Origin of the sequence: Helicobacter pylori (assembly GCF_003637665.1) — a bacterium.
Classification (GTDB): domain Bacteria; phylum Campylobacterota; class Campylobacteria; order Campylobacterales; family Helicobacteraceae; genus Helicobacter; species Helicobacter pylori_CK.
Genome location: NZ_MVWR01000002.1, coordinates 86,806 through 110,416 on the forward strand (window position 1 = coordinate 86,806; position 23,611 = coordinate 110,416).

A 23,611-nucleotide genomic window follows, 5' to 3' on the forward strand; every position below is an offset into this window, starting at 1 on the left:
TGTCTTATTTTAGGATTTCTTTGAGATTTTGCTTGATCTCATCAGGATTTTGTTCGTATTCTTGGATGAGTTCTTTTAAAATTTCAAACAATTCGTCAAAATCTTGCGGGTGCTCTTTCTTAAATTTCACTACCAAATCCAAAGCTTCACAAGCGTTATTCAATGGATCTTTATCGTCATTGAAAGCGTCTTTGATACCCAAAACCATCTTGGTAATGCGAGTGCTTTGCCCAGGGCTTGAAATGCGTTTGCATATAAAGCCTTTGAATGCGTTTGCAAGCTTAAAAGATGCACAAATTTTAGAAAACATCGCCTTTCCTTATTAAAACATTTAAAATGCCACTTGTTGGATTAGTCCGTTTCAAGCTCAGCCAAAAAGCCTTTTTGATGCGTTTTTGAAATTTTAACACAAATTCAGTTCATTCCTCTTTTAGGCTCAACATCTATAAAATCTTCGCCCTTGATAAAATCTTCGCCAGTTTGAATCCATTTTTCCAGACCTTGAGCGCACTCTTGCGTTTTTTTAATTTTTTCTTCAATTTCTTGAAAGGATTTTTCCAATTCCAACACGCTCGGGAAACATGTTTGTTTGAATCTGGTTTCATCGTTGATGAGATCTAAGATTTCTTGTTTTTGTCCGTCAAAATTAGATTTCATTTCTTCTTTAGCTTTTTCAAGTTTTTCTATTTTTTGGCTTTCTTTCCAAGAATCCCACACTTCAAAAGCAAGACCGATAAACGGTAAACCTTTGTTTATGCTGCCTGCCAAGTTTACAGCGCCCCAAGGTTTGAATTTAAAAGCCAAATCTATGCCTACAACTTTTCCCGCAGCCACTATCCCATCTCTAGCCAGTTTGATATTAGTTGCATTGATAAACCCGCTTTGTTTTAAAAAATTAATTCCAGATCTTCCAAACGCTCCGGCATATTTCTCAAAAGAACTCACATCGGCGTTAAAACTCGTTCCAATTTTAACAATCTCATTTGCAATCCCTTGCGTTTGTCTTTCAAATTCATTTTTAACTCTTGTGTCTATATTGATACCTTCATTGCCTATTTCTCTTATAACAAAACCATTAAAGGTTTCTAGGCTGGTGCCAGAAACTTGAAGGATGAGACCGCTAAAATACCTCGTTATAAATTCTCTTAAATGAATGCGGGCTTGAGAAATTTCTCCGTTTAGATCTTGAATATCCTTTCGCCTTTTTTCAAGCGTTTTATTCAAGGTTTCCATTTCTCTATTAATATCTTGCAACGCTTGTTTTGCGGGCGGCATTTGCCTATAGACCACATCTTGAATGACGCTTTTTTTGGCTTCTTCTATGATGGTTAATTTCCCGCCATTTTCTTTAATCTTTTTTTGTGTCGCGTCTTGCAAAGTTTTGATATGCGAAAGCTTTTGGAATTCTTCTTGATGCTTTAGCCAGTGTTCAACCCCCAAATCATAAGGGTTTGCAGCGACAGCGACAATAATCAAACCCTCTTTTTCTTTTTCGCTTAAAGAAATGAGATCATTCAGTCGGTTTTGAATGTTTTCTTTTTTGATTTTAAATCTTTTGTTGTAATCCTCTTCATCTTCAATATCCGCTTCTTCATCAAAACGGCTGATGACAAAGATCGTCCTGGATAAAAGATTGAGCGTCCTAAACAACCAATTCAAATCGTCCTTATGGCTTTCTTTGATGGGGTTTGACGGGTTGAGCGCGTATAAAATGAGATGGGCTTCGCTGACATATTTTTTCGTAATATCTTTATAGCGTTCCATTTTGCCGCTATCAGTTATTTTTTCTTTAAACTCAAATAGTCCCGGGGTGTCAACCAGCTCAATTTCATTGTCTATGTTGTAGATTTTAACTTCATCGCTGGATTCTTTGTGGTCTATCTTCATGCTCTTGTCTAGCCGATCGATCCAAGCTGCCGCTATGGATGTTTTCCCGCAAGAAAAACCTCCCACTAAAGCCACTTTAAGTTTTTGACCGGCAACATTTTCCATCGCATTATGGATCTTGTCTTTGAGAGACTCTTCAACATTGATGCCGTATTTCTCTCCAGTATGGATAAAATCAAGCAATTTTTTAAGAATTTCTTGATTCCTCTTTTGATTTTTTTTAAATTGTTCTAGCGTTTCATTCTTCATTGCATGCTCCTTGTTTTGATATTGTTAGATTGATACTATGAGAGATGTATCCTAATTTTTCATGGGCTTCTTTCAATTGTCTTTTCATGCGTTCATAATTATCAACAGGTCTAAGATTGGCTTTGAGTTTTTCAATCTTTTCCCGTATGTCTTTTTTGCGACTTTCAAGTCGGCTTTTCACATCCTCTGCAATTTTTTCACAAATTTGATGTAAATTCTTATCCACTTCTTTTTTTTGTTGGGATCTTTTATATCTTGAACTAAAAAAGCTCCAGATTGATCTGGCTATTCCAACTAATCCTGTAATAATCCCTGCAGTCAGAGCAAACCAACCCATAGGATTCCAAGCGTTAAATATCCCAAGCAAACCCAAACCTCCTATTGAAGTGGCTAATTTTGTTCCATCAATACCGCTATCAGTATCAAAATTAAGATTAAAGCCTCTATCAATACTGATGTGCTCTAACATTGCTAGAGAATCTTTAATTCTGTATTCAAGTTGTTTAATAGCTTCTTTTATCTCTCCATCAAATCGTTTCTCACATTCTCTAAACCGCCATTTTATGCCTTCATGCAATGTTTCAATTCCTTGAATGAGTTCATTTTTAAAAATTTCTTTACATTCCTCATCTCCAATATTTTTGTTAATATGCGCATACATTTTTTCTCTCAAGTCAGATTGGAATCGCTCTATTTCTGTGAACGCTGAATTGGTTAAATTTAATATAAATTTTTCTGTAGAACGATCCAGATTATAGCGGGCTTCTTGTTGGTGTTCTTGTGCTTCTTTAATCATTGGATCGATCCGTTTTTCAATCGTGGTTTTTATCGCTTTTTGTAATTCTTCTACCACTTTTAAAGCTTTATTGCAATTGGATTCTATGATTTTGGCACGCGAGTTTTTAAGAAGTGCTTCGGTTATAAATTCTCCTAATTGTTGGAAACGGGATTTATACAATAGTTCTCCTGCTTTAAAATCTTTTAAAAATTTTTGTTTTTTTTCATAAAAATCAGTCTCTGGGATCAAAGCCTGTGCAAGGCCATAAAAAGCCATTTGAGCGCTCACTGCTTTATAGCCCATGTAGTGTTTGCCTAAAATGTTTTTCATCTCTTTATTTAAAATTTTTAAGCTTTCTTTTTCGCTTTCATTAATAAGCTTATCTTTGAAAGCTCTTGGGTTGTTAATCGGTTTGTTGAAAATCGTCCATACCTCTGTTTGCGAATTAAGCTGTTTTTGGATTTTTTCAATCGTTCCCCTTTTCCCTTCTTCTCCTTTTTGCGGAGGATTAGGCGTTTTGGTAATATAAAAAATAGCATGGGCTTTTTGTGTGGCGTTAGAAATCTGATCGATCACTTTTTTTCATTGCCTTCTATACCTGGCACATCCAGCAAAATAAAGTTTTGATGGTTGTATTGGAAAGAATAAGATCGTGTTTTTAAAGTGAAATCGCTCCTCCCATCGCCTATGATCGCTCCATCTTGCAATGAATGGAGTTCTTTTAAAATATTTTGTTTTTTGCGTTCATCATTTTGATAATTGTTTTGGTAAGTTGAATAAAGCCGCTTGAATCGTTCTTGTTGAACCACTTTGCTTTGTTCTTTAAAAAACATCCTCAAACATTCAATAAGGGTTGATTTCCCCGCACCGGTTTCCCCATAAAAGGCGATGGTAAAATTTTCCCACTCTTCATTATTTTTTAAACTTTCAAGCTCTTTTAAACTTTCAAATTCTAATTTTTGAAACAATTCCAACGCTTCTTGATTGGATTTTTTTAGTCTTTCATTTTCATTATCAGTGTTCTTAAAAATATTTTGGAGATTTTCAATATTGGCTTTCACATCAAGATAAATATTTTTCATTTTTGCCCTCATGCCGAATTTTTCTGACGCATTTTAACAAAAAAACACAAACCCCCACGCTCTAACTGCGCTCTAGTCGCGCTTTTAGCCTTATGGCTAACTTTTAAAAAGGGCTTAAAACCTTAGCGAGCAAGATATTATCTTTAAAGGTGCTAGGCACAATCGTGTAATGCCCGGGTTTTAAAGGGGTGGTTAAGGCGCTGTCGTTGATTAAAATTTCCCCATCCACTTCAGGCGCCCACCTGAGATCCCTTGCTTTGTAAAAATACTCGCCCTCTTTATTTTCCACTAACGCCTTAATGGGCTTATTCAACAAAGCCTTAAAAGAATGGTTTTGGTGTTTTAAAGCAATTTTATTCAAGACTTTAATGCGGGCGTTAATGATTTTTTTAGGCACTTTCTCTAAAGAATAGGCATGCGTGTTTTCTTCCGCACTGAAAGCAAAAATATTCAATCTGTCAAACTGGAACTCGTCTAAAAACGCGCTCAATTCTTCAAATTCGCCCTCATTCTCTTCTGGATGCCCTACAATGATCGTGCTTCTTATAAAGCTTTCTTTAACCTGCTTCATGGCATCTAAAAGCTTTAAATGGTGCGCTTGGCTGGAGTTGCGCCGCATCTTTTTAAGCATGGAGTCGCTGATATGCTGGATGGGCATGTCAAAATAATTTTGAAAAATAAGCGAACTTTCAATCGCGCCAATCAGATCTAAAGTGGTGCTAGAGGGGTAGAGGTATAAAATACGCGCGCTCTTTAAGGCTTGCTGTTTGTCAATCGCTCTAATGAGCTGGATCAAGCCGTCTTTTTGCCCCTTATCGTATAAAAACGAGCTAGAATCTTGAGCGATAAAAGTCATATCCTTATAGCCTTTAAGGGCCAAATCTTCTACTTCTTTTAAAATGGAGTCTAATTCCCTGCTTTGCAATTTCCCCTTAAAGCTAGGGATAGCGCAAAAAGAACATTTTTGGTTACAACCCTCAGAAATTTTCACATAAGCATGCACGCTAGAACCTGTGATAATGCGCGCGTTATAATGCTCGCTTAAAAACACTTGCTCGCTGAACTGGTTTTGTTTTTTAGCGATCAAAATATCGATCTTGTCATAATCCCCCACGCCGGTAAAAATATCCACTTCAGGGATCAATTCTTTGATTTCATCTTTATAGCGCTCGCTCAAGCACCCGCTCGCAATCAAAATCGCTCCCTCTTTTTTGTCTTTAGCGGCGTTGAGAATGGTTTGGATGCTCTCTTGTTTGGCGCTTTCAATAAACCCGCAAGTGTTGATCAAAATCACATCAGCGCTCTTAGCGTCATTAGTGAGCGTGTAATTATAAAGCTTGCCTAGCATCACTTCTGAATCCACCAGGTTTTTAGAGCAACCTAATGAGATCAGGCAAAGTTGTTTGTTTTCTTTAATTTGCATGTTAATGGCTTTTTAAGTTTTTCAAATCCACTTCCCAAAAGAAATCAATCCATTCAGGAGCGTCTTTTAAAAACGCATCGGCTTTGTATTTCGCACTTGTTTTTTGGAACAAACTCGCGCTATAAAACTTTTTATCAGGGTGTTTATTTTGCAACACTTTAAGCACCGCTTCTAAAGAATTACCGCTATCTACGATTTCATCTACCACAAGAATGGTTTTTAGACGCTCTTTGATCGTGGGGATATTTTCAATTTTGAGAGCGTTTTGTCGGTGGGTGGTGTCATAAGAAATCGCATTGATGCCATAAACTTCCCTTAAATTCCAGCGCAAACTCAAAAAATGCGCTAAAGTCATGCCCCCTCGCATCACGCACACAAGGGCTTCTGGGACACCGCAAATGCGCTCCACTTGTTTTACTAATTCCAAGCTGTCTTTCAAAAAGGTTTCATAAGAATAATGCATTGTGATCCTTAAATTTCGTAATATTGCTTCAAAAAGGTTGTATTCGCCGCGCCGTCAAACTCCCTTAAATCCAAATCGTTTAAGGCTAATTCTAGGGCGTTTAAGGCGTAAGCACTTTTATAAACAGGAATGATCCCCATGTGGTTGATGCGAATGAGTGCGTCTTTATAAGGCTCTTGACCGCCCGCAAATTGCACCTGATATTTTTCTTTTAAAAGGTTTCTCAATTCTTTGGCATGCTCATTAACAATCGTTGTCATGCTCAAACTCGGGCTTTTAGGGAAAATCTTTAAACCTAGCGCTAAAACGGCTTTTTGAGTGGCTAAAGCGACTCGTTTAGTCTCCTTATAGAGCACTTCAAAGCCCCCTAAATTTTGCACCAATTCAAAATAGCGTTGCAACCCTAAAGTGTGTAAAATAGGAGCGGTGTAGCTTGTGGTGTTGTTTCTTTGGTTTTTCAATTCGCTCTTTAAATTGAAATAAAACCCCACATTGCGTTCTTCTATACGCTCAATTGCCTTTTGGCTCAATGCGATTAGGCTCATCGCAGGGGGTAGCATGAACGCTTTTTGACTCCCTCCAATGAGCGCATCAACATGCGTTATTTCTAAAGGCTCAACCCCTAAAGCGGTGATCGCATCTACGATTACAAAAACATTCGGGTTAGTTTCTTTGATCGCTTGAGCGATTTTTTCTACAGGGTGTCGCAACCCCCCACTAGACTCGCATGCTTGGATGCAAAACGCATCAATGTTAGGGTTGGCTTTAAGCGCGTTTAATATTTCATCCACTTGAGCCGGTGTGTCCCATTCATAGACTAATTCATGGGCTTTGAGTGAATGGGCTTTAGCGATCTTGCCAAACCTTTCGCCAAACTTACCCGCATTAACAAAAAGCAACTCTTTTTGACACAAGGAAAGAACGCTCGCTTCCATAGCCCCTGTCCCGCTGCTATTTAAAAGCAAAACTTCTTCTAAACCGGTCATTTTTTTCAAATTTTCCCGCACGCTTTGGAAAATCTTTTCAAAATCTTTGGTGCGGTGGTGGGGCATTGGCTGAGAAAAGCTTGAGCGCATCTCTTCGCTAATGGCTACAGGGCCTGGAGTGAAAAGCAACATTTTAAAATTAACCTTTAATTTTTGAGAGAATTTAAAAGGTATCATACTAAAACGCGCTTAAAATTAAGCCTTATTGTTTAAGAAAATCGCTTTTTAATGCAAATAAAATGCTAAAATGCCATGATTTAAAAAGAATTTAAGGCAATGATTGGATAAATTTAGTCTTCGTGCGTGTTTTTTAACCCTTTTTTTTAGCGGGTATTCTAAAAAAGCTCCAGGAACGATAGGGAGTTTAGTAGCGTTGTTACTAGGCTTACCCGTTTTAATTTTTTCGGCTAACACTTTGTTTTTAGGGGCGATTTTTGTTGGGCTTATCGCTATCGCTCAAATAGACAAGGAAGAAGAAGAGACTAAGAGGCATGACAGCTCTTACATTGTGATAGACGAATTAGTAGGCATGTGGTTGGCGATGGCAATTAGCGGGCTATCGTTAGCGGGCGTGGTTTTGAGTTTTATCTTTTTTAGGATCTATGATATTACCAAGCCCTCACTCATTGGCAAAATAGACAAAGAAGTTAAAGGGGGCTTAGGGGTTGTGGCTGATGACGCTTTAGCGGGTGTTTTAGCCGGATTGAGCGCGTTATTAGTCATCAGTGTTTTAGGATTTTTTAACATTAAATTTTAATTTTAAGAAAATTCAAAAGCCTTTTTTTAGGTAAATATAGATAGACTTGATTGCAATCATTTTCAGGGAGTTTGATCGTGGAGTTTTGCGTTTTATTTGGTGGGGCGAGTTTTGAGCATGAAATCAGCGTTGTGAGCGCGATCGCACTTAAAGGAGTGTTAAAGGATAGGATTAAATATTTTATTTTTTTAGATGAAAACCACCATTTTTATTTGATTGAAGAATCCAACATGCATTCAAAATACTTCGCTCAAATCAAAGAAAAAAAATTACCTCCCCTAATCCTTACGCACAATGGTTTGCTTAAAAATTCGTTTTTAGGTGCTAAGATTATAGAATTGCCTTTAGTGATCAATCTCGTGCATGGGGGCGATGGCGAAGACGGGAAATTAGCGAGCTTGTTAGAATTTTATCGTATCGCTTTTATAGGCCCTAGGGTTGAAGCGAGCGTGCTGAGTTACAACAAATATTTAACCAAGCTTTACGCCAACAATTTAGGGGTAAAGACTTTAGATTATGTTCTTTTGAATGAAAAAAACCGTGCTAACGCCTTAGATTTGATTGGGTTTAATTTCCCTTTCATTGTCAAGCCTAATAGCGCCGGGAGCTCTTTAGGGGTGAATATTGTGAAAGAAGAAAAAGAATTGATTTACGCTTTAGACAGCGCGTTTGAATATTCTAAAGAAGTTTTAATAGAGCCTTTCATTCAGGGCGTGAAAGAATACAATTTAGCTGGCTGTAAGATCAAAAAGGATTTTTGTTTTTCCTATGTTGAAGAGCCTAACAAACAGGAATTTTTAGATTTCAAACAAAAATATTTGGATTTTTCACGCAATAAAGCCCCTAAAGCGAATCTTTCTAACGCCCTAGAAGAACAATTAAAAGAAAATTTTAAAAAACTCTATAACGATTTGTTTGATGGCGCGATCATTCGTTGCGATTTTTTTGTCATAGAAAATGAAGTGTATCTTAATGAGATCAACCCCATTCCTGGCAGTTTGGCCAATTATTTGTTTGATGATTTTAAAACAACGCTAGAAAATTTAGCGCAATCATTACCCAAAACCCCTAAAATCCAAATCAAAAACTCTTATTTGTTGCAAATCCAAAAGAATAAGTAATGGCCAAACGCAGTATCGCTTATTTGGATAGCGTTTTTGACATTTCCTACACTTTTATAGACCACCATAGCCCTTTAAACGCCTTGTTTTTGCACGGCTGGGGGAGTTCTAAAGAAATCATGCAACAAGCGTTTCAAGGCTGTTTTTTAAATTACAACCATTTGTATGTGGATTTGCCCGGTTTCAATCAAAGCCCCAACGATGAAAAAGTTTTAGAGACTAAAGATTATGCTAATATCATCAATCTGTTCTTAAAAAGCGTGGATAAAAAAGTGCATGTCGTTTTTGGGCATAGCTTTGGAGGGAAAGTGGCGATTTTGTGTGAAAACGAACGGATGGTTTTATTGAGTAGCGCCGGGATTTTAGAGCCAAAACCCTTAAAAGTGCGTTGTAAAATCCTTTTAGCTAAAATCTTTAAAAAATTAGGCTTGAATTTAGGGTTTTTGAGGAGTAAGGACGCTATGGGGCTTAATCAAGTCATGTATGAAACCTTTAAAAAAGTAATTAGCGAAGACTTTAGCGAGCATTTCAAACGATGCGAGAAGGAAGTTTTATTATTTTGGGGTAAAGATGATAAAGCAACCCCCTTAAGCTCCGCTCAAAAAATGCAAACCTTATTGAAAAAAAGCGCATTATTTGTTTTAGAAGGGGATCATTTCTTTTTTTTAAACCAAGCAAAAGAGATTGAAAAACTAGTGGAGAAATATCATCATGCAAAGTCTTAGTTGGCTGAATTTAGCGTTTCGTTGGCTCTTTATAACAGGGCTTGGCTATTATATAATGACTTTATTGCAATGGTATCATTACAGCGTGTTCAGGATCTTAACCAAGCACCACAAAATGCGTTGGCATGGGATTTATTTTTTATTGCCTTTAGGGGTGTTTATCCTATCGTATGCTTTCAAAATGCCGTTTGTTTTTGATTTCTTTTGCGGCGTTATTCAAATGCCCATGCTCATTGTTTGGGCCAAACGCAACGACAAGCCTTTAGTTTTCACGCCAAGGGTGAAGCGCTTTTTTATCTTCTTATTACTCTTTTTAATCTTGCATGAAATCTTAAACACAGAATTAGTCCCTTTGAATGGGATTTCGCTCGCGCTAGGCTATTTGTGTTTGTTTATATTCGTTTTAAGCGCTTCTTTAATCTTTGAAAAACTCTTATCCAAGCAGTATTTGCAAACCGCTAAAGACAAAATCGCTTCTTTAAAGAATTTAAAAGTCATCGCCATTACCGGAAGCTTTGGGAAAACCAGCACCAAAAATTTCTTGCTTCAAATCTTACAAACCACATTCAACGTGCATGCAAGCCCCAAAAGCGTCAACACCCTTTTAGGGCTTGCGAATGATATTAACCAGAATTTAGACGATAAGAGCGAAATCTATATCGCTGAAGCCGGGGCAAGGAATAAGGGCGATATTAAAGAAATCACCCGCCTCATTGAACCGCACCTTGCCGTGATCGCAGAAGTGGGCGAACAGCATTTAGAATATTTTAAAACTTTAGAAAATATTTGCGAGACTAAAGCGGAATTATTGGATTCCAAACGCTTAGAAAAAGCCTTTTGTTATTCTGTAGAAAAAATCAAGCCCTATGCCCCTAAAGATAGCCCTTTAATAGATGTTTCTAACTTGGTTAAAAACATCCAATCCACTTTAAAAGGCACTTCTTTTGAAATGCTTTTAGATAGCGTTTGGGAAAGATTTGAAACAAAGGTTCTAGGGGAGTTTAGCGCTTATAATATCGCTTCAGCGATTTTAATCGCTAAACATTTAGGCTTAGAAACCGAAAGGATCAAACGGCTTGTTTTAGAACTCAACCCTATTGCCCATCGTTTGCAACTTTTGGAAGTGAATCAAAAAATCATCATAGACGATAGCTTCAATGGGAATTTAAAGGGCATGTTAGAGGGCATTCGTTTAGCGAGTTTGCATGAAGGGCGTAAAGTCATTGTAACACCGGGTTTGGTGGAAAGCAATACAGAAAGTAATGAGGCTTTAGCGCAAAAAATAGACGGGGTTTTTGATGTCGCTATCATCACAGGGGAGTTGAATTCCAAAACGATTGCTTCACAATTGAAAACTCCCCAAAAAATCTTACTCAAGGATAAGGCACAATTGGAAAATATCTTACAAGCCACCACGATTCAAGGCGATTTGATTTTATTCGCTAATGACGCCCCTAATTACATTTAGGAAATGAACATGCAACATTTATACGCTCCTTGGCGCGAAAGTTATTTGAAAGAGAAAAATAAAAGTTGTGTCTTTTGCGAGATCTCTCAAAACCCTACAAAAGATTTAGAAAACAGAGTGCTTTATAGAAATAGCGACCTCTTTGTGGTGATGAACGCCTACCCTTATAACCCGGGGCATTTATTGATCATTCCTCATGCGCATCAAGCGAGCGTTGAACTTTTAGATCTGAACACTTGGCTGAACATGAATAAATTAGCGCCTAAAGTGTTAAAAGCGTTGTATGCTTATGGCGCTCAAGGGATTAATTTAGGTTTGAACTTGCACAGAAACGCCGGAGCAGGGATTCCTGAGCATTTGCACATGCATTTAGTGCCTAGGTTTTTAGGCGATAGCAATTTTATGAGCGTTATCGCTCAAACCAGGGTGTGCGGGATGGATCTTAATGAAACCTATCTTACCTTAAAAAACTTATTAGAAAAGGAGCTTGGTTGAAAACAAACGCTTTTAGTTTGGGTGCGCTACAATTGATTTTAATTCATTTTAGGGAGTGTCAGCGATGAAGGCGCGTGGGTTTAAGGCAAAAATGCGTGGGTTTAAGATTTTTTCAGGGAGCGCTCACCCTGCATTTGGCAAAGAAGTGTCAAAGCATTTAGGCTTTCCCTTATCCAAAGCGGTGATAGGCAAATTCAGCGATGGTGAAATCAATATCCAAATCAGCGAATCGGTGCGCGGTAAGGATATTTTTATTATCCAGCCCACTTGCGTGCCGGTCAATGACAATTTAATGGAATTGTTAGTCATGGTAGATGCTTTAAGGCGCAGTTCGGCCAATTCTATCACAGCGGTGTTGCCGTATTTTGGCTATGCCAGACAGGACAGAAAAGCGGCTCCAAGAGTGCCTATCACGGCTAAAATGGTCGCTAATTTGATGCAAGAAGTGGGGATTGAAAGGATCATTACAATGGATTTGCATGCCGGGCAAATCCAAGGCTTTTTTGATGTGCCGGTGGATAATTTATACGGATCTATCGTTTTTAGAGACTATATCCGCTCTAAAGCGTTAAAAAACCCTGTGATCGCTAGCCCTGATGTGGGTGGGGTTACAAGAGCCAGGTATTTTGCCAATCAAATGGGCTTAGATTTAATCATCGTGGATAAGCGCCGTGAAAAAGCTAATGAAAGCGAAGTGATGAATATTATCGGCTCAGCAAAGGAGCACGATGTGATTTTAGTGGATGATATGATTGATACTGCAGGCACGATCTGTAAAGCCGCTGTGGCTTTAAAAGAGCAAGGGGCGACTTCTGTCATGGCGTTAGGCACGCATGCGGTTTTGAGCGGGAATGCGATCAAGCGCATTAAAGAAAGCACGTTAGATGAAGTGGTGGTAACTAACTCTATCCCTTTAGTTCAAAAATGCGATAAAATCACCACTTTAAGCGTAGCGCCCTTATTTGCGGAAGTGATCAGAAGGATTTATCATAACGAAAGCGTCCAATCGCTTTTCACTTAAAAAAGGAATAAAAAAAATGGGAGTGGTGGATTCTGTAGGACTTGAACCTACGACCAATCGGTTATGAGCCGAGCGCTCTGACCAGCTGAGCTAAGAATCCAAAATTCCCAAAAGATGGTTTGCTATTGTATCCAAAAATATAGCGAAAAGCAAGCAGGTTTTCTAGGATTGCAAACAGGATCATAAAAGTGATAAAACTGCTCCCCCCATAGCTGAATAAGGGTAAGGGAATCCCTACCACAGGGGCTAACCCTAAAGTCATGGCGATATTCACGCTGGAATAAACAAAGATTAAAATAGAAATCCCAAGGGCTACAATCTTTAAAAACCAATCGCTGTTGCTCTCAAACAGATAAAAAAATAAATGCAAACTCAAGCCTATATAAATCGCAAAAAGCAACATAGCCCCTAAAAACCCGAAACGCTCCACGAAGTAAGCAAAGATAAAATCGCTCGTTGCGATAGGCAAGAATTTGAATTTGGTTTGCGTGCAAGCTTCTTTAGATTTGCCTAAAAACCCACCGGAACCTATAGCGATAATGGATTGCATGACATGGTAATTAGGCTTTTCAGAAAGAAAGTCTGCGATGCGCTTTTTTTGGTAATCATGCAAAAAATGATAAGCGACAGGCGAAGCCACTAAAAGAGCGATAAAAAGAGGGAGCCACACCCTAGTCCTTAAGCCCACGATAAGTAAAATCCCAAAACCCATGATTAACACAATAAGGGCCGTGCCTAAATCAGGCTGTTTCAAAATCAAAGCCGCCGGTAAGCAAATGTAAAAACTAAGCTTTAAAAACATGCCCCAATCATAGCCCTTAAAAGGGGGTGGGTTGATTTTAATCAAATGCGCTAATAGTAAAAGGATAGCGATTTTCACGGGTTCGCTAGGCTGTAAAGTGATAGAGGTAAAAGGAATGACTAGCCATCGCTGCGCCCCAAGCTTGCTCGATCCCATAAAATCCACTAACGCTAATAAAATCACGCACGCCCAATAAAACACAAAGAGCCACCGATCGAGCTTCCTAAAAGGGATAAAAAACACGATCCAAAAGAGAAGAAACCCTATCGCATAATAAACCCCTTGCTTCAAGCTCAAAACCGCGCTGCTCTCAAAAATCAATACAAAAGAAACCACCAACAAGGGGATGATAAACACAAAAGGCAAAAGATCAAAATGCATCCAAATCCTTTTGTCTAATGCCATGCGTTTTTCATAACCCCTAATCTTATTGTGTTAATTTCTTGATTGTATCCAAGTTGAGATAATTCTCCTTAAAGAGAGAAGTGATCATGCCAACTTCATCAGGAAAATTAACTTCGCCCGTCTCATCATTAAAGCACCTTTCTAGCACTTTCAAATACGCAAACCCAATGCCTTCTGTGATAATTACAGCGGTTGTGCCCCCTGCAACACTCCCCACAACAGGAATGAATTTAAGGAAACCATTAACGAGCGTTCTCCCCACTTGCGCGACAGCGGTTACGCTTAACAATCCTGCAACCAAACTCGCACCCACAGATTTATCCAAATCCATTCCAAAAGCGTCATTCATTTTATAGATCATCCCTGCTTGAATGGGCGCGATAGCGAACGCATCGCTAAAGGGTATGGGGATAAGCCCAGCCGCTCCAGCCGCTCCTGATGCAACATGGATAATGGTTTTACATTCCTCTATCATGGCTTGTTTTCTTTCTTGAATCTTAACTTTTTGAATACTCAAGAAATGCCTTCTCTTATTTTTTTCAGCGTCTGAAAGGCATTTTTTCGTTTCATCTACCAATTCTTCTAAACCTTCAACAGGGACTTTCAACCCCCTAAATGAAAAAGCAACGGAATTGACTCTCACATAAGCTTTGACAAAACCTTTAAACCCCCATTCTTCGCCTATGATCGCTTTAGATTCTTTAACAAACGCATCGCCGGCTTCATATTGAGTGTTTGTGAAAACGACAATCGTTGGGATATTCCAATTTTTAGCAAAGCTTAATAACTCTCTCTTGAACCCTAGAAGAAGTCTCCTTAACGCACAAATACGCCACATCAATGGCTTCTTTTTCATCAAGCGTTTTAAAAGAATCTTCCATTTCTTTTTTAATGCTTTGCATGGTGTCGTGGTAATTTGCAGCTTCAATGCCTTTAGTGTCCCATAAAATCAAGCCCTTCTGTTCGTCAATGTATTTTTCAAGGTGCTGAGTGATAGGCTTTCCTACGCCTGCTTTAGCGATTTCTTTACCAAAGAGAGCGTTAACGAGCGAGCTTTTACCCACCCCAGTAGCCCCCATGAGCAAAACATTCATCTTTGGTTTTTCCTTTTTGATGTGTTCAAGCATCTTGCTCATATTCAATCCTCCCTCTTTCCCATCAAGCGTGAATGAGTCGCCTAAAAAGCCACGCAAAACGCCGTTCAATTTCTCATGGTTTTCATTGTTTTCCATTATAAAACCCCTTTAAAAATGATTTGAGCCACAAAATGTTGGTGCACTGATTATAGCGTATTCAAATAATGAAATAGGATTTTTTTAAGGTTTTGAGTAGAATAATGGTTTTTAAAAATGCAAAAAAGAGTTTGAATGCAAAAAGTTTTCATCGCCCCTACCCATTACAAACGCATTGATGAATTTTTAGCCAAAGAATTGCAAATTTCTAAAAACCAAGTGTTGAATTTGATTAAAGAGAGGTTAGTGTTTTGTCAAAAAAAGGAGGTCAAAAAAGGGGGGCTAGCCTTAAAAGAGGGCGATGCAATCGTGCTTTTAACGCCCAAAATTACGCCAAAACCCTTAAAAAAAGAGCTTGATTTAGAAATAGAAGTCATTTTTGAAGATGACGATTTGTTAGTGTTGAATAAGCCCCCTAATCTAGTCGTCCATAAAGCCCCAAGCGTGAAAGAGCCTACTTTAGTGGATTGGTTAGAATCTAAAAATTACCAGCTTTCTAATTTAGGCTCTAAAGAGCGCTATGGGATTGTGCATCGTTTGGATAAAGACACGAGCGGAGGGATTGTCATCGCTAAAAACAATTTTACCCATGTTCATTTGAGCGAGCAACTCAAAACTAAAATGATGGGGCGCTACTATATCGCCTTGCTTTCAACGCCCTTAAGCCGTAAGGAAGAAAAAATGAGCGTGGAATGCTATTTGACAAGAAACCCCAATAACCGCCTAAAAATGATGGCCATTAAAAATGAAAAGGGCCGTTATTCTAAAAGCGAATTTACTAGCTTGCTGACTTCTCAAAATAATCTCAATTTGATAGGGGCTAAATTATACACCGGGCGCACGCACCAGATTAGAGCGCATTTAGAATATTTAAACAGACACATTATAGGCGATAACCTTTACGGGCTTAATGAAGCGCTCCTTAAAGAAGAAATAAGGATCATGCTGCATGCCTATTTGATAGAGTTCAAACACCCTAGAAGCGAGCAAAAACTGCGTTTTAAAGTTCCCCTATTAAAGGATATGTTAGAATATCTTAAAAAAATTTTTGACAAGGAGAATTTAGATGAGGTCTTGGATGAAGAAAAAATACTTCACGCTTTTATTGCAAAGTAGTGTGGTATTAGCGATTTTTATAGGGTGTTCTTCTACCAGGAATCATACTTTTTCAGCCCTTAACAATAAAGAAAATATAGACACAAAGCTCCCGGTAGTCCATTCTGTTAAAACCATTAACGATGTGAGTTCAGTGGGCTTTGAATGGCCTAAGATTGATGACACTTACGATATTGACGGGTTTATTTTATATCGTTTGAAAAAAGACTCCCAGCTCAAAAGAATCGCTACCATTAAAAACCCTTATGCGACCCACTATTATGATGAGGGGCTAGAAACAGAGAGTTCTTACACTTATCAGATCGCCACTTACAAAGCCGATAAAGTCTCTAACCTTTCAGAGCCTATTTCAGTCAAAACCTCTTTTATCAATCCCGTAGAAAGCGTGTTTGCAAGCCTTGAATACCCTAAAAGCGTGAAAGTTTTTTGGAGCCCACACCCTAACCCTAGCGTTTCTAGATACATCATTCAAAGGCAAAATAAAGACGGTAAGTTTTTGAATGTGGGGGCTGTTAAAAACCGCTTGTTTGTGGAGTTTTTTGATAAAGATTTAGAAGACGGGAAAAAATACCGCTACCAAGTCGTTGCAGAAAATTTCATGGGCGATAAATCCAGGCCTAGCATCATAGTGGAGGGAAAAACCAAAGATTTACCCAAAGAAATCACTAATGTCAGAGTGAGTCAAAACCTCACACGACAAATTGAATTGAGCTGGGATAAATCCCCAGAAGAAGATGTGGTGGCTTATCGCATTTACGCTTCCAATAACCGCAACGATAAATACAAATTCATCGCCCAAACCACCAACACTTCTTATGTGGATAAGATAGAAAAAGACAACCTCGCTCGTTATTATAAAGTCGTCGCCCTTGATAAGACACACCTTGAAGGGGTTTTACCCAAAGAGCCTGCAATGGGTGAGACCGCTGACAGGCCTGAAGCCCCTGTTATCGTCAAAGGGGCTATTCAAGACTCTTCAGCCCTAATCCAATGGGAAAACAACCCAAGCGCTAAGATAGCCACCTATGCGGTGTATCGTTTTGAAGCCAATTCTAAAACCCCTTTGCGCTTTGGGAATATCACCAAAAACCAATTCGTGGATAAAGACATGAAAGTGGGCGTGGCTTATCGCTATCAAGTGGTGAGCGTGGATAAAGATGGTTTAGAGTCGCACCCAAGCAAAGAAGTGCGCTTGTTTTTAGAGCGCTAAAAGAGTTTGAATGCCCCATTTTTTAGCCAAATTAGACTCCAAACCTTTAGAATACCCACTAATAAAGGGGGATTTTTGTTTTCACAGGGAATTTTTAAGCTTAAAACACCCCACTAAAAGCTGTGTGTATGGGAGTTTTAAAAATCACATTTTTTTATTGCAAAAAATCAAACGATCCAATGATTTTTTAATCAAAAGCGAAAAAGCAATACCTTTAAAAAGAGAGGTTTTAAAACAAGCTTTAAGGATTTATTCGCAATCTTTTGAAGTGATTTCGCATAATTTGCAAGAAAATTCTAAACATGCGAGCGAAAAAAAAGCCCTTGATTTAGGAACTTTTGAAGATTTTATCCAAAAAAATCAGGCCCCTATTTTAGCCGAAATTGGTTTTGGGAGTGGGAGGCATTTGATAGAATTAGCCAAAAACAACCCCACTAAAACATGTTTAGGGATGGAGATTCACACCCCGTCTATTGCGCAAGCGTTAAAGCAAATTGAATTGTTGGATTTAAAAAATCTGCACATTTTGCAAGGCGATGGCCGTTTGATTTTAGAGAGCATGCCAAATTATAAGTGCGAGAAGATTTTTGTGCATTTCCCTGTGCCATGGAATGAGAAAAAACACCGCCGCGTGTTAAGCGAAAAATTTTTAAACGAAGCTTTAAGGGTTTTAAAGCCTAAAGGGTTTTTGGAATTACGCACCGATGATAGCCTTTATTTTGAAGACAGCCTAAAATTAGCCCTAAAAAACTTTCAATGCGAGATAGAAATCAAAAAAAACGCTCAAATCCCGGTTATCAGCAAGTATGAAGCGCGTTGGAATAAACTCAAAAAAGATATTTATGATTTAAGAATTTATTCTTTAGAATTGGATGAAACCCCTTTTGATAACCATGAATTTGATTTTTCTTTTGATACAATAACAATGAGTGAAAAGAGCGTTGGAGCGATTTTAAAAACCCCAAAAATCATCCAAGAGGGGTATTTTGTGCATGTTTGTAATATTTATGAGAATAAGGGGGATTTTTTAGTGGAATTGAGTATGGGGGATTTTGATTGGCCTGTGCGTTTGTTTGTTTTACTGACAGAAAATCAGATTTTTTACCTCAATAAAAGCCCCTTAAAAACCTTAAACAACCACAAAGCGCATCTTTTGCTTCAAAATATCCTAAGCCAAAAGGGAATTGGATGAGTGTGATCATCGCAGCGAATAATCTATGCTTACAATACCAGCAAAACGAACCGGTCATCAAGCATGCTAATTTACGCATCAAACGCAAGGACTTTGTGTTCATTTCAGGGCCTAGCGGGAGCGGTAAAAGCACGCTTTTGCGTTCGTTTTATGGGGATTTAAAACTTTTTAGCGGTAAATTAGAAGTTTGCAATATCAACATGAGTAACGCTTCAAAATCAACGATTTTAGATTTGCGTAAAAATATTGGCGTGGTTTTCCAAGATTATAAATTGATCCAAGATTACACGATTGAGCAAAACATCAAACTGCCGATGATTATTTGTGGCGTTAAAAAAGAAGAATGCCACTTGCAGCTAGAAAAACTTTTAGGGCATATTGATTTACGCCATAAGGCTAACCGCTACCCCAAAGAACTCAGCGGAGGCGAACAACAGCGAGTGGCTATGGCTAGGGCTATGGCGAACTGCCCTGAACTCATTTTAGCCGATGAGCCTACCGGGAATTTAGACGATTATTCTAGCGATAAAATCTGGAGCCTATTAAGGGGCATGAACACGCAATTAGACGCTACGATCGTGGTGGTTACGCACAAATTCCCTAAAAATTTTAGCGCTTATCACCGAAAATTTTATATAGAAAATGGGGAAGTTTATGAATACTCTTAAAAAGCATTTAGCCTTTATCATTCCCCTAGTAGCGTTATTGTTTAGCTTGGAGTGTGTGTTATTTATCAATCAAGCGATCGAACAGAAAGAAAAAAAATTGATTGAAGATTATTCAGTCGTGTTGGCCAGCACGCAAAAATTAGGGTTGGAATTGTTGCGTCAAAATTTTAACGAAATCATAGCGTTAAAAGAAATTGATCCTAATTATTCTTTAGAGCCTCTTCAAAAAACTTTAGGCACAGACGGGCTTAAGGAATTAAAAAAAAATTTACCCTTTTTTTATTCTTTACAACTTTCCACATTCCCCACTCAAGAGCGTTTAGAAAACATTAAAGAAAAATTGCTCAAAATCCCTGGCGTTCAAAAAGTTGAAGTCTTTGCCAAAACTTACATGCAAGTGTATGATCTTTTGAGTTTTATTAAAGCAGCGGTCTATATCTTTGCGTTAGTGGTCTTTGTTTTATCGGTTTTATTGATGTTTAAGCAAGTCCGCATCTGGATCTATCAATACCATGAGAGGTTAGAGATCATGGATTTATTAGGGGCTTCGGTGTCTTTTAAAAACGGGTTTTTGTATAAAATAGCTTTAATGGATTCTTTAATCGCTAGTTTTTTAGCCCCCATGCTCATGCTTTATACCACTTCGCAAAAAGGTTTTGAAAAAACGATGGATACTTTGGGTATTATAGGAGGCGCGTTTGTTTTAAACCATTTTTTATGGGGACTGCTTTTTAGCCTTGTGGTCTCATTTGTTTCTGTTTTACTTGTAGCTTGGAGGACTAGACATGTATAAATTAGGAATATTTTTATTAGCCACCTTACTATTCGCTAACACGCAAAAAGTGAGCGATATTGCTAAAGATATCCAACACAAAGAAACCCTTCTAAAAAAAACCCATGAAGAAAAAAACCAACTAAACAGCCGTTTGAGTTCTTTAGGCGAAGCGATCCGCTCTAAAGAGCTTCAAAAAGCGGAAATTGAGCGCCAAATGGTTGCCTTAAAAAAGAGTCTTGAAAAAAATCGTAACGAAAGTTTGGCACAAGAAAAAGTCCTAACCAACTACCGCAAGTCTTTAGATCATTTGCAAAAACAACGATCATTTTTACAAAAGAGAGTGTTTGATACGCTTTTAGAGGATTTTCTTTTTTCACAAGCCCTAAAGGGGCAGAATTTAGCCTCTTCTAATGATGTGATTTTACAAGTGGCGTTTGAAAACTTGCACCAAAACACCCTGTCTAAAATGTCGCAATTGAGCCAAGAAGAAAAAGAACTCAATACGCAAGCTTTAAAAGTCAAAAGCAGCATTCAAAAAATCTCATCTGTCATAGATGAGCAAAAAACTCGTGAAGTAACCTTAAAATCCTTGCAAACCGAACAAAATAAGCTCATTTTGAGCATGCAAAAAGATTATGCGATCTATAACCAACGATTAACCCTTTTAGAAAAAGAGCGCCAGAACTTGAACGCTCTTTTAAAACGCTTGAATATCATCAAACAAAATAAAGAAAATGAAGAGAGGGTCAGTTTGAAAAAATCTTCTCAAGCCTTAGAAGTCAAACAAGTAGCAAGTTCTTATCAAAATATCAACACCACGAGCTATAACGGGCCAAAAACGATCGCTCCTTTGAACGATTATGAAGTGGTGCAAAAATTTGGCCCCTATATTGACCCGGTTTATAATTTAAAAATTTTTAGCGAGTCTATCACGCTAGTGTCAAAAACCCCAAACGCTTTGGTGCGTAATGTTTTAGACGGGAAAATCGTGTTCGCTAAAGAAATCAACATGCTTAAAAAAGTCGTTATCATTGAGCATAAAAACGGCATCCGCACGATTTATTCTCAATTGGATAAAATCGCCCCCACCATTAAAAGCGGCATGCGGATCCAAAAAGGCTATGTTTTAGGGCGCATTGAGCAACGCTTGGGCTTTGAAGTTACCATGAGAGAAAAGCACATTAACCCCTTAGAACTCATCGCGCGCAATTAAACAAATCATTTTTATTGCCGATATTGGCTAAAGAGCTTATGCAAACAAAGAAATCATTATACTTGTAGGCATGGAAAAATTTGGAGGTTTTTATGGTCAATGAAGTTCAAGGGATTGGGATTCCCACATCTCACACAAGCGTTCAAACAACCCCCACAAAAGAGATCAGTCGCGCAAACACTATAAACACTGTTGATGAATCTAAGACAACAATGGATCCTGATCAATACAAACCCAAACTAGAATTATTGAGCGAGCGTCTGAATGAAGAAATGAAACGCATTGGCACGGATATTAATTTTAGTTATAACGATACGATCAAAGGGTTAGTGGTTTCAGTCAAAGATGCTAATGGGGATAAGGTGATAAGAGAAATACCCTCTAAAGAAGCCGTGGAGCTTATGCAAAGAATGCGCGATGTGATAGGCATTATCTTTGATAAAAGAGGCTAAAAATTAGAGGTAAAACATGGCAATAGGTTCATTAAGCTCATTAGGGCTTGGCAGTAAGGTTTTGAATTACGATGTGATTGACAAGCTTAAGGACGCTGATGAAAAAGCGTTAATCGCACCCTTAGACAAGAAAATGGAGCAAAATGTTGAAAAGCAAAAAGCCCTTGTAGAAATTAAAACGCTCCTTTCAGCTCTAAAAGGCCCGGTTAAAACGCTTTCAGATTATTCCACTTATATCAGCCGAAAAAGCAATGTTACAGGCGATGCGTTGAGTGCGAGCGTGGGGGCTGGCGTGCCTATTCAAGATATTAAAGTGGATGTGCAAAATTTAGCGCAAGGCGATATTAATGAATTAGGGGCGAAATTTTCTTCAAGAGATGATATTTTTAGCCAAGTGGATACCACGCTCAAATTTTACACGCAAAACAAGGACTACGCCGTTGATATTAAAGCAGGAATGACTTTAGGCGATGTGGCTCAAAGCATCACGGACGCTACCAATGGCGAAGTGATGGGCATTGTGATGAAAACAGGAGGGAATGACCCCTATCAATTAATGGTGAACACTAAAAACACCGGCGAAGACAACCGAGTCTATTTTGGCTCACATCTCCAATCCACGCTCACCAACAAAAACGCCCTTTCTTTGGGACTTGATGGAAGCGGAAAGAGTGAATTGAGTTTGAATTTAAAGGGGGCTGATGGGAACATGCATGAAGTCCCCATTGTGCTAGAGCTCCCTGAAAGCGCTTCTATCAAACAAAAAAACACAGCGATCCAAAAAGCGATGGAGCAGGCTTTAGAAAATGACCCTAATTTTAAAGACTTGATCGCTAATGGGGATATTTCCATAGACACTCTTCATGGGGGGGAATCTTTAATCATTAATGACAGGCGTGGGGGAAACATTGAAATTAAAGGGAGTAAGGCTAAAGAGCTTGGGTTTTTGCAAACCGCCACCCAAGAAAGCGATTTGTTAAAAAGCGCTCGCACCATAAAAGAGGGTAAATTAGAAGGGGTAATTAGCTTGAATGGCCAAAAACTGGATTTAAAAGCCTTAACCAAAGAGGGTAACACCAGCGAAGAAAATACAGACGCTATCATTCAAGCGATCAACGCTAAAGAAGGCTTGAGTGCGTTTAAGAACGCCGAAGGCAAGCTTGTGATCAATTCTAAAACCGGAATGCTAACGATTAAGGGCGAGGACACTTTAGGCAAGGCTAGTTTGAAGGATTTGGGTTTGAGCGCTGGCATAATGCAATCTTATGAAGCTTCACAAAACACGCTTTTTATGTCTAAGAATTTACAAAAAGCGAGCGATTCAGAATTCACTTATAATGGGGTGAGCATCACACGCCCCACTAATGAGGTCAATGATGTGATTAACGGGGTTAATATCACTTTAGAGCAAACCACAGAGCCTAATAAACCCGCCATTATTAGCGTGAGCAGGGACAATCAAGCCATTATAGACAGCCTTAAAGAATTTGTCAAAGCCTATAATGAGCTTATCCCTAAACTGGATGAAGACACGCGCTATGACGCTGACACCAAAATCGCTGGGATTTTTAACGGCGTGGGCGATATTCGCACAATCCGATCTTCTCTTAATAACGTGTTTTCTTATAGCGTGCATACGGATAATGGGGTAGAAAGCTTGATGAAATACGGGCTTAGTTTAGACGATAAAGGCGTGATGAGTTTGGATGAAGCTAAATTATCAAGTGCCTTAAATTCTAACCCTAAAGCGACTCAAGATTTTTTCTATGGGAGCGATAGCAAGGATATGGGGGGCAGAGAAATCCACCAAGAGGGCATTTTTTCTAAATTCAATCAAGTTATCGCTAATCTCATAGATGGAGGGAACGCTAAATTAAAGATTTATGAAGATTCCCTAGACAGAGACGCTAAAAGCCTGACCAAAGACAAAGAAAACGCTCAAGAGCTTTTAAAAACCCGCTACAACATCATGGCGGAGCGTTTTGCGGCTTATGACAGCCAAATTTCTAAAGCCAATCAAAAATTCAATTCCGTGCAAATGATGATCGATCAAGCGGCGGCTAAAAAGAATTAAAAAAACAGAGAGTTATC

Annotated in this window: 22 protein-coding genes, 1 tRNA gene and 1 pseudogene; 14 read left to right on the forward strand and 10 right to left on the reverse strand. The window is 38.6% G+C overall.

Annotated features, from left to right (window positions below; translation table 11 throughout):
• Positions 1 to 4: 4 nt before the first annotated feature.
• From EAL49_RS01985 to EAL49_RS02030, 6 genes and pseudogenes are all read right to left on the reverse strand, one after another.
• On the reverse strand, positions 5 to 256 hold the full coding sequence (locus EAL49_RS01985) for a hypothetical protein (RefSeq protein WP_230078097.1): 252 nt from the start codon (positions 254 to 256) through the stop codon (positions 5 to 7).
• 158 nt (positions 257 to 414) lie between these two features.
• Positions 415 to 2,136 (reverse strand): LeoA/HP0731 family dynamin-like GTPase, encoded by a 1,722-nt coding sequence (locus EAL49_RS01990; protein ID WP_120828558.1) that lies wholly within the window; start codon positions 2,134 to 2,136, stop codon positions 415 to 417.
• Positions 2,126 to 3,996, reverse strand: a pseudogene (locus EAL49_RS08340) (GTPase). Before EAL49_RS08340 ends, EAL49_RS01990 begins: the two are co-directional and overlap by 11 nt.
• A 103-nt stretch (positions 3,997 to 4,099) precedes the next feature.
• Entirely contained in the window at positions 4,100 to 5,419 is a 1,320-nt protein-coding gene (rimO, locus tag EAL49_RS02020; protein ID WP_120828568.1) for a 30S ribosomal protein S12 methylthiotransferase RimO, read from the reverse strand.
• Position 5,420: 1 nt separating this feature from the next.
• On the reverse strand, positions 5,421 to 5,882 hold the full coding sequence (locus EAL49_RS02025) for a phosphoribosyltransferase (protein ID WP_120828570.1): 462 nt from the start codon (positions 5,880 to 5,882) through the stop codon (positions 5,421 to 5,423).
• A gap of 8 nt (positions 5,883 to 5,890) precedes the next feature.
• Complete coding sequence (locus EAL49_RS02030; protein ID WP_120828792.1) at positions 5,891 to 7,000, reverse strand: pyridoxal-phosphate-dependent aminotransferase family protein; 1,110 nt, start codon at positions 6,998 to 7,000, stop codon at positions 5,891 to 5,893.
• 148 nt (positions 7,001 to 7,148) lie between these two features.
• Here EAL49_RS02030 and EAL49_RS02035 point away from each other — a divergent pair, with 148 nt between their 5' ends.
• From EAL49_RS02035 to EAL49_RS02060, 6 genes are all read left to right on the forward strand, one after another.
• Entirely contained in the window at positions 7,149 to 7,625 is a 477-nt protein-coding gene (locus tag EAL49_RS02035) for a phosphatidylglycerophosphatase A family protein (RefSeq protein ID WP_120828572.1), read from the forward strand.
• 77 nt (positions 7,626 to 7,702) lie between these two features.
• Complete coding sequence (locus EAL49_RS02040; RefSeq protein ID WP_120828574.1) at positions 7,703 to 8,746, forward strand: D-alanine--D-alanine ligase; 1,044 nt, start codon at positions 7,703 to 7,705, stop codon at positions 8,744 to 8,746.
• The gene (gene estV, locus EAL49_RS02045; protein WP_120828576.1) at positions 8,746 to 9,471 is read left to right on the forward strand and encodes a lipase EstV; all 726 of its coding nucleotides are present in this window, start codon (positions 8,746 to 8,748) and stop codon (positions 9,469 to 9,471) included. The genes EAL49_RS02040 and estV overlap by 1 nt, the downstream gene beginning before the upstream one ends.
• A complete protein-coding gene (locus EAL49_RS02050) occupies positions 9,458 to 10,939 on the forward strand; it encodes a Mur ligase family protein (RefSeq protein ID WP_120828578.1) in 1,482 nt (493 codons plus the stop codon). Before estV ends, EAL49_RS02050 begins: the two co-directional genes overlap by 14 nt.
• A gap of 9 nt (positions 10,940 to 10,948) precedes the next feature.
• Positions 10,949 to 11,434 carry an HIT family protein gene (locus EAL49_RS02055; protein WP_120828580.1) on the forward strand — a complete coding sequence of 162 codons (486 nt, stop codon included), beginning with the start codon at positions 10,949 to 10,951 and terminating at the stop codon, positions 11,432 to 11,434.
• Positions 11,435 to 11,498: 64 nt separating this feature from the next.
• Complete coding sequence (locus EAL49_RS02060) at positions 11,499 to 12,455, forward strand: ribose-phosphate pyrophosphokinase (RefSeq protein ID WP_120828582.1); 957 nt, start codon at positions 11,499 to 11,501, stop codon at positions 12,453 to 12,455.
• Between the two features lie 23 nt (positions 12,456 to 12,478).
• Here the strand turns inward: EAL49_RS02060 and EAL49_RS02065 are convergent.
• From EAL49_RS02065 to EAL49_RS02080, 4 genes are all read right to left on the reverse strand, one after another.
• Positions 12,479 to 12,555 (reverse strand) — tRNA-Ile (locus tag EAL49_RS02065).
• Positions 12,517 to 13,662: an FtsW/RodA/SpoVE family cell cycle protein gene (locus tag EAL49_RS02070; protein ID WP_079301189.1), complete on the reverse strand. Its 1,146-nt coding sequence runs from the start codon at positions 13,660 to 13,662 to the stop codon at positions 12,517 to 12,519. The genes EAL49_RS02065 and EAL49_RS02070 overlap by 39 nt, the downstream gene beginning before the upstream one ends.
• 22 nt (positions 13,663 to 13,684) lie before the next feature.
• Complete coding sequence (locus EAL49_RS02075; RefSeq protein ID WP_120828584.1) at positions 13,685 to 14,500, reverse strand: YcjF family protein; 816 nt, start codon at positions 14,498 to 14,500, stop codon at positions 13,685 to 13,687.
• Positions 14,433 to 14,894 (reverse strand): GTPase, encoded by a 462-nt coding sequence (locus EAL49_RS02080; protein ID WP_120828586.1) that lies wholly within the window; start codon positions 14,892 to 14,894, stop codon positions 14,433 to 14,435. The genes EAL49_RS02075 and EAL49_RS02080 overlap by 68 nt, the downstream gene beginning before the upstream one ends.
• Before the next feature lie 135 nt (positions 14,895 to 15,029).
• On the opposite strand from EAL49_RS02080, the gene EAL49_RS02085 reads away from it, so the two are divergent.
• The 8 genes from EAL49_RS02085 to fliD all read left to right on the forward strand — a co-directional run bounded on the left by EAL49_RS02085 (position 15,030) and on the right by fliD (position 23,594).
• A complete protein-coding gene (locus EAL49_RS02085) occupies positions 15,030 to 16,010 on the forward strand; it encodes an RluA family pseudouridine synthase (RefSeq protein WP_120828588.1) in 981 nt (326 codons plus the stop codon).
• Positions 15,973 to 17,220, forward strand: a complete 1,248-nt coding sequence (locus EAL49_RS02090) for a fibronectin type III domain-containing protein (RefSeq protein WP_162973088.1) — start codon at positions 15,973 to 15,975, stop codon at positions 17,218 to 17,220. Before EAL49_RS02085 ends, EAL49_RS02090 begins: the two co-directional genes overlap by 38 nt.
• Positions 17,221 to 17,230: 10 nt before the next feature.
• The gene (trmB, locus tag EAL49_RS02095) at positions 17,231 to 18,412 is read left to right on the forward strand and encodes a tRNA (guanosine(46)-N7)-methyltransferase TrmB (protein WP_120828592.1); all 1,182 of its coding nucleotides are present in this window, start codon (positions 17,231 to 17,233) and stop codon (positions 18,410 to 18,412) included.
• Entirely contained in the window at positions 18,409 to 19,080 is a 672-nt protein-coding gene (locus EAL49_RS02100) for an ABC transporter ATP-binding protein (protein ID WP_120828594.1), read from the forward strand. Before trmB ends, EAL49_RS02100 begins: the two co-directional genes overlap by 4 nt.
• Positions 19,067 to 19,873 carry an FtsX-like permease family protein gene (locus EAL49_RS02105; RefSeq protein ID WP_078271181.1) on the forward strand — a complete coding sequence of 269 codons (807 nt, stop codon included), beginning with the start codon at positions 19,067 to 19,069 and terminating at the stop codon, positions 19,871 to 19,873. Before EAL49_RS02100 ends, EAL49_RS02105 begins: the two co-directional genes overlap by 14 nt.
• Positions 19,866 to 21,068, forward strand: coding sequence for a murein hydrolase activator EnvC family protein (locus tag EAL49_RS02110; RefSeq protein WP_120828596.1), 1,203 nt, complete (start codon positions 19,866 to 19,868; stop codon positions 21,066 to 21,068). Before EAL49_RS02105 ends, EAL49_RS02110 begins: the two co-directional genes overlap by 8 nt.
• 92 nt (positions 21,069 to 21,160) lie before the next feature.
• Positions 21,161 to 21,520, forward strand: a complete 360-nt coding sequence (flaG, locus tag EAL49_RS02115; protein ID WP_115806666.1) for a flagella length regulator FlaG — start codon at positions 21,161 to 21,163, stop codon at positions 21,518 to 21,520.
• A 16-nt stretch (positions 21,521 to 21,536) separates the two neighbouring features.
• Positions 21,537 to 23,594, forward strand: a complete 2,058-nt coding sequence (gene fliD, locus EAL49_RS02120) for a flagellar filament capping protein FliD (protein ID WP_162973081.1) — start codon at positions 21,537 to 21,539, stop codon at positions 23,592 to 23,594.
• Positions 23,595 to 23,611 lie beyond the last annotated feature (17 nt).

Excerpts from the sequence above, each read along its gene's own strand:
- EAL49_RS01990 (WP_120828558.1), bottom strand. The coding sequence starts at position 2,136 with ATGAAGAATGAAACGCTAGAACAATTTAAAAAAAATCAAAAGAGGAAT.
- rimO (WP_120828568.1), bottom strand. The coding sequence starts at position 5,419 with ATGCAAATTAAAGAAAACAAACAACTTTGCCTGATCTCATTAGGTTGC.
- EAL49_RS02025 (WP_120828570.1), bottom strand. The coding sequence starts at position 5,882 with ATGCATTATTCTTATGAAACCTTTTTGAAAGACAGCTTGGAATTAGTA.
- EAL49_RS02030 (WP_120828792.1), bottom strand. The coding sequence starts at position 7,000 with ATGTTGCTTTTCACTCCAGGCCCTGTAGCCATTAGCGAAGAGATGCGC.
- estV (WP_120828576.1), top strand. The coding sequence starts at position 8,746 with ATGGCCAAACGCAGTATCGCTTATTTGGATAGCGTTTTTGACATTTCC.
- EAL49_RS02050 (WP_120828578.1), top strand. The coding sequence starts at position 9,458 with ATGCAAAGTCTTAGTTGGCTGAATTTAGCGTTTCGTTGGCTCTTTATA.
- EAL49_RS02055 (WP_120828580.1), top strand. The coding sequence starts at position 10,949 with ATGCAACATTTATACGCTCCTTGGCGCGAAAGTTATTTGAAAGAGAAA.
- EAL49_RS02060 (WP_120828582.1), top strand. The coding sequence starts at position 11,499 with ATGAAGGCGCGTGGGTTTAAGGCAAAAATGCGTGGGTTTAAGATTTTT.
- EAL49_RS02070 (WP_079301189.1), bottom strand. The coding sequence starts at position 13,662 with ATGGCATTAGACAAAAGGATTTGGATGCATTTTGATCTTTTGCCTTTT.
- EAL49_RS02075 (WP_120828584.1), bottom strand. The coding sequence starts at position 14,500 with ATGTGGCGTATTTGTGCGTTAAGGAGACTTCTTCTAGGGTTCAAGAGA.
- EAL49_RS02080 (WP_120828586.1), bottom strand. The coding sequence starts at position 14,894 with ATGGAAAACAATGAAAACCATGAGAAATTGAACGGCGTTTTGCGTGGC.
- EAL49_RS02085 (WP_120828588.1), top strand. The coding sequence starts at position 15,030 with ATGCAAAAAGTTTTCATCGCCCCTACCCATTACAAACGCATTGATGAA.
- EAL49_RS02090 (WP_162973088.1), top strand. The coding sequence starts at position 15,973 with ATGAAGAAAAAATACTTCACGCTTTTATTGCAAAGTAGTGTGGTATTA.
- trmB (WP_120828592.1), top strand. The coding sequence starts at position 17,231 with ATGCCCCATTTTTTAGCCAAATTAGACTCCAAACCTTTAGAATACCCA.
- EAL49_RS02100 (WP_120828594.1), top strand. The coding sequence starts at position 18,409 with ATGAGTGTGATCATCGCAGCGAATAATCTATGCTTACAATACCAGCAA.
- EAL49_RS02105 (WP_078271181.1), top strand. The coding sequence starts at position 19,067 with ATGAATACTCTTAAAAAGCATTTAGCCTTTATCATTCCCCTAGTAGCG.
- EAL49_RS02110 (WP_120828596.1), top strand. The coding sequence starts at position 19,866 with ATGTATAAATTAGGAATATTTTTATTAGCCACCTTACTATTCGCTAAC.
- flaG (WP_115806666.1), top strand. The coding sequence starts at position 21,161 with ATGGTCAATGAAGTTCAAGGGATTGGGATTCCCACATCTCACACAAGC.
- fliD (WP_162973081.1), top strand. The coding sequence starts at position 21,537 with ATGGCAATAGGTTCATTAAGCTCATTAGGGCTTGGCAGTAAGGTTTTG.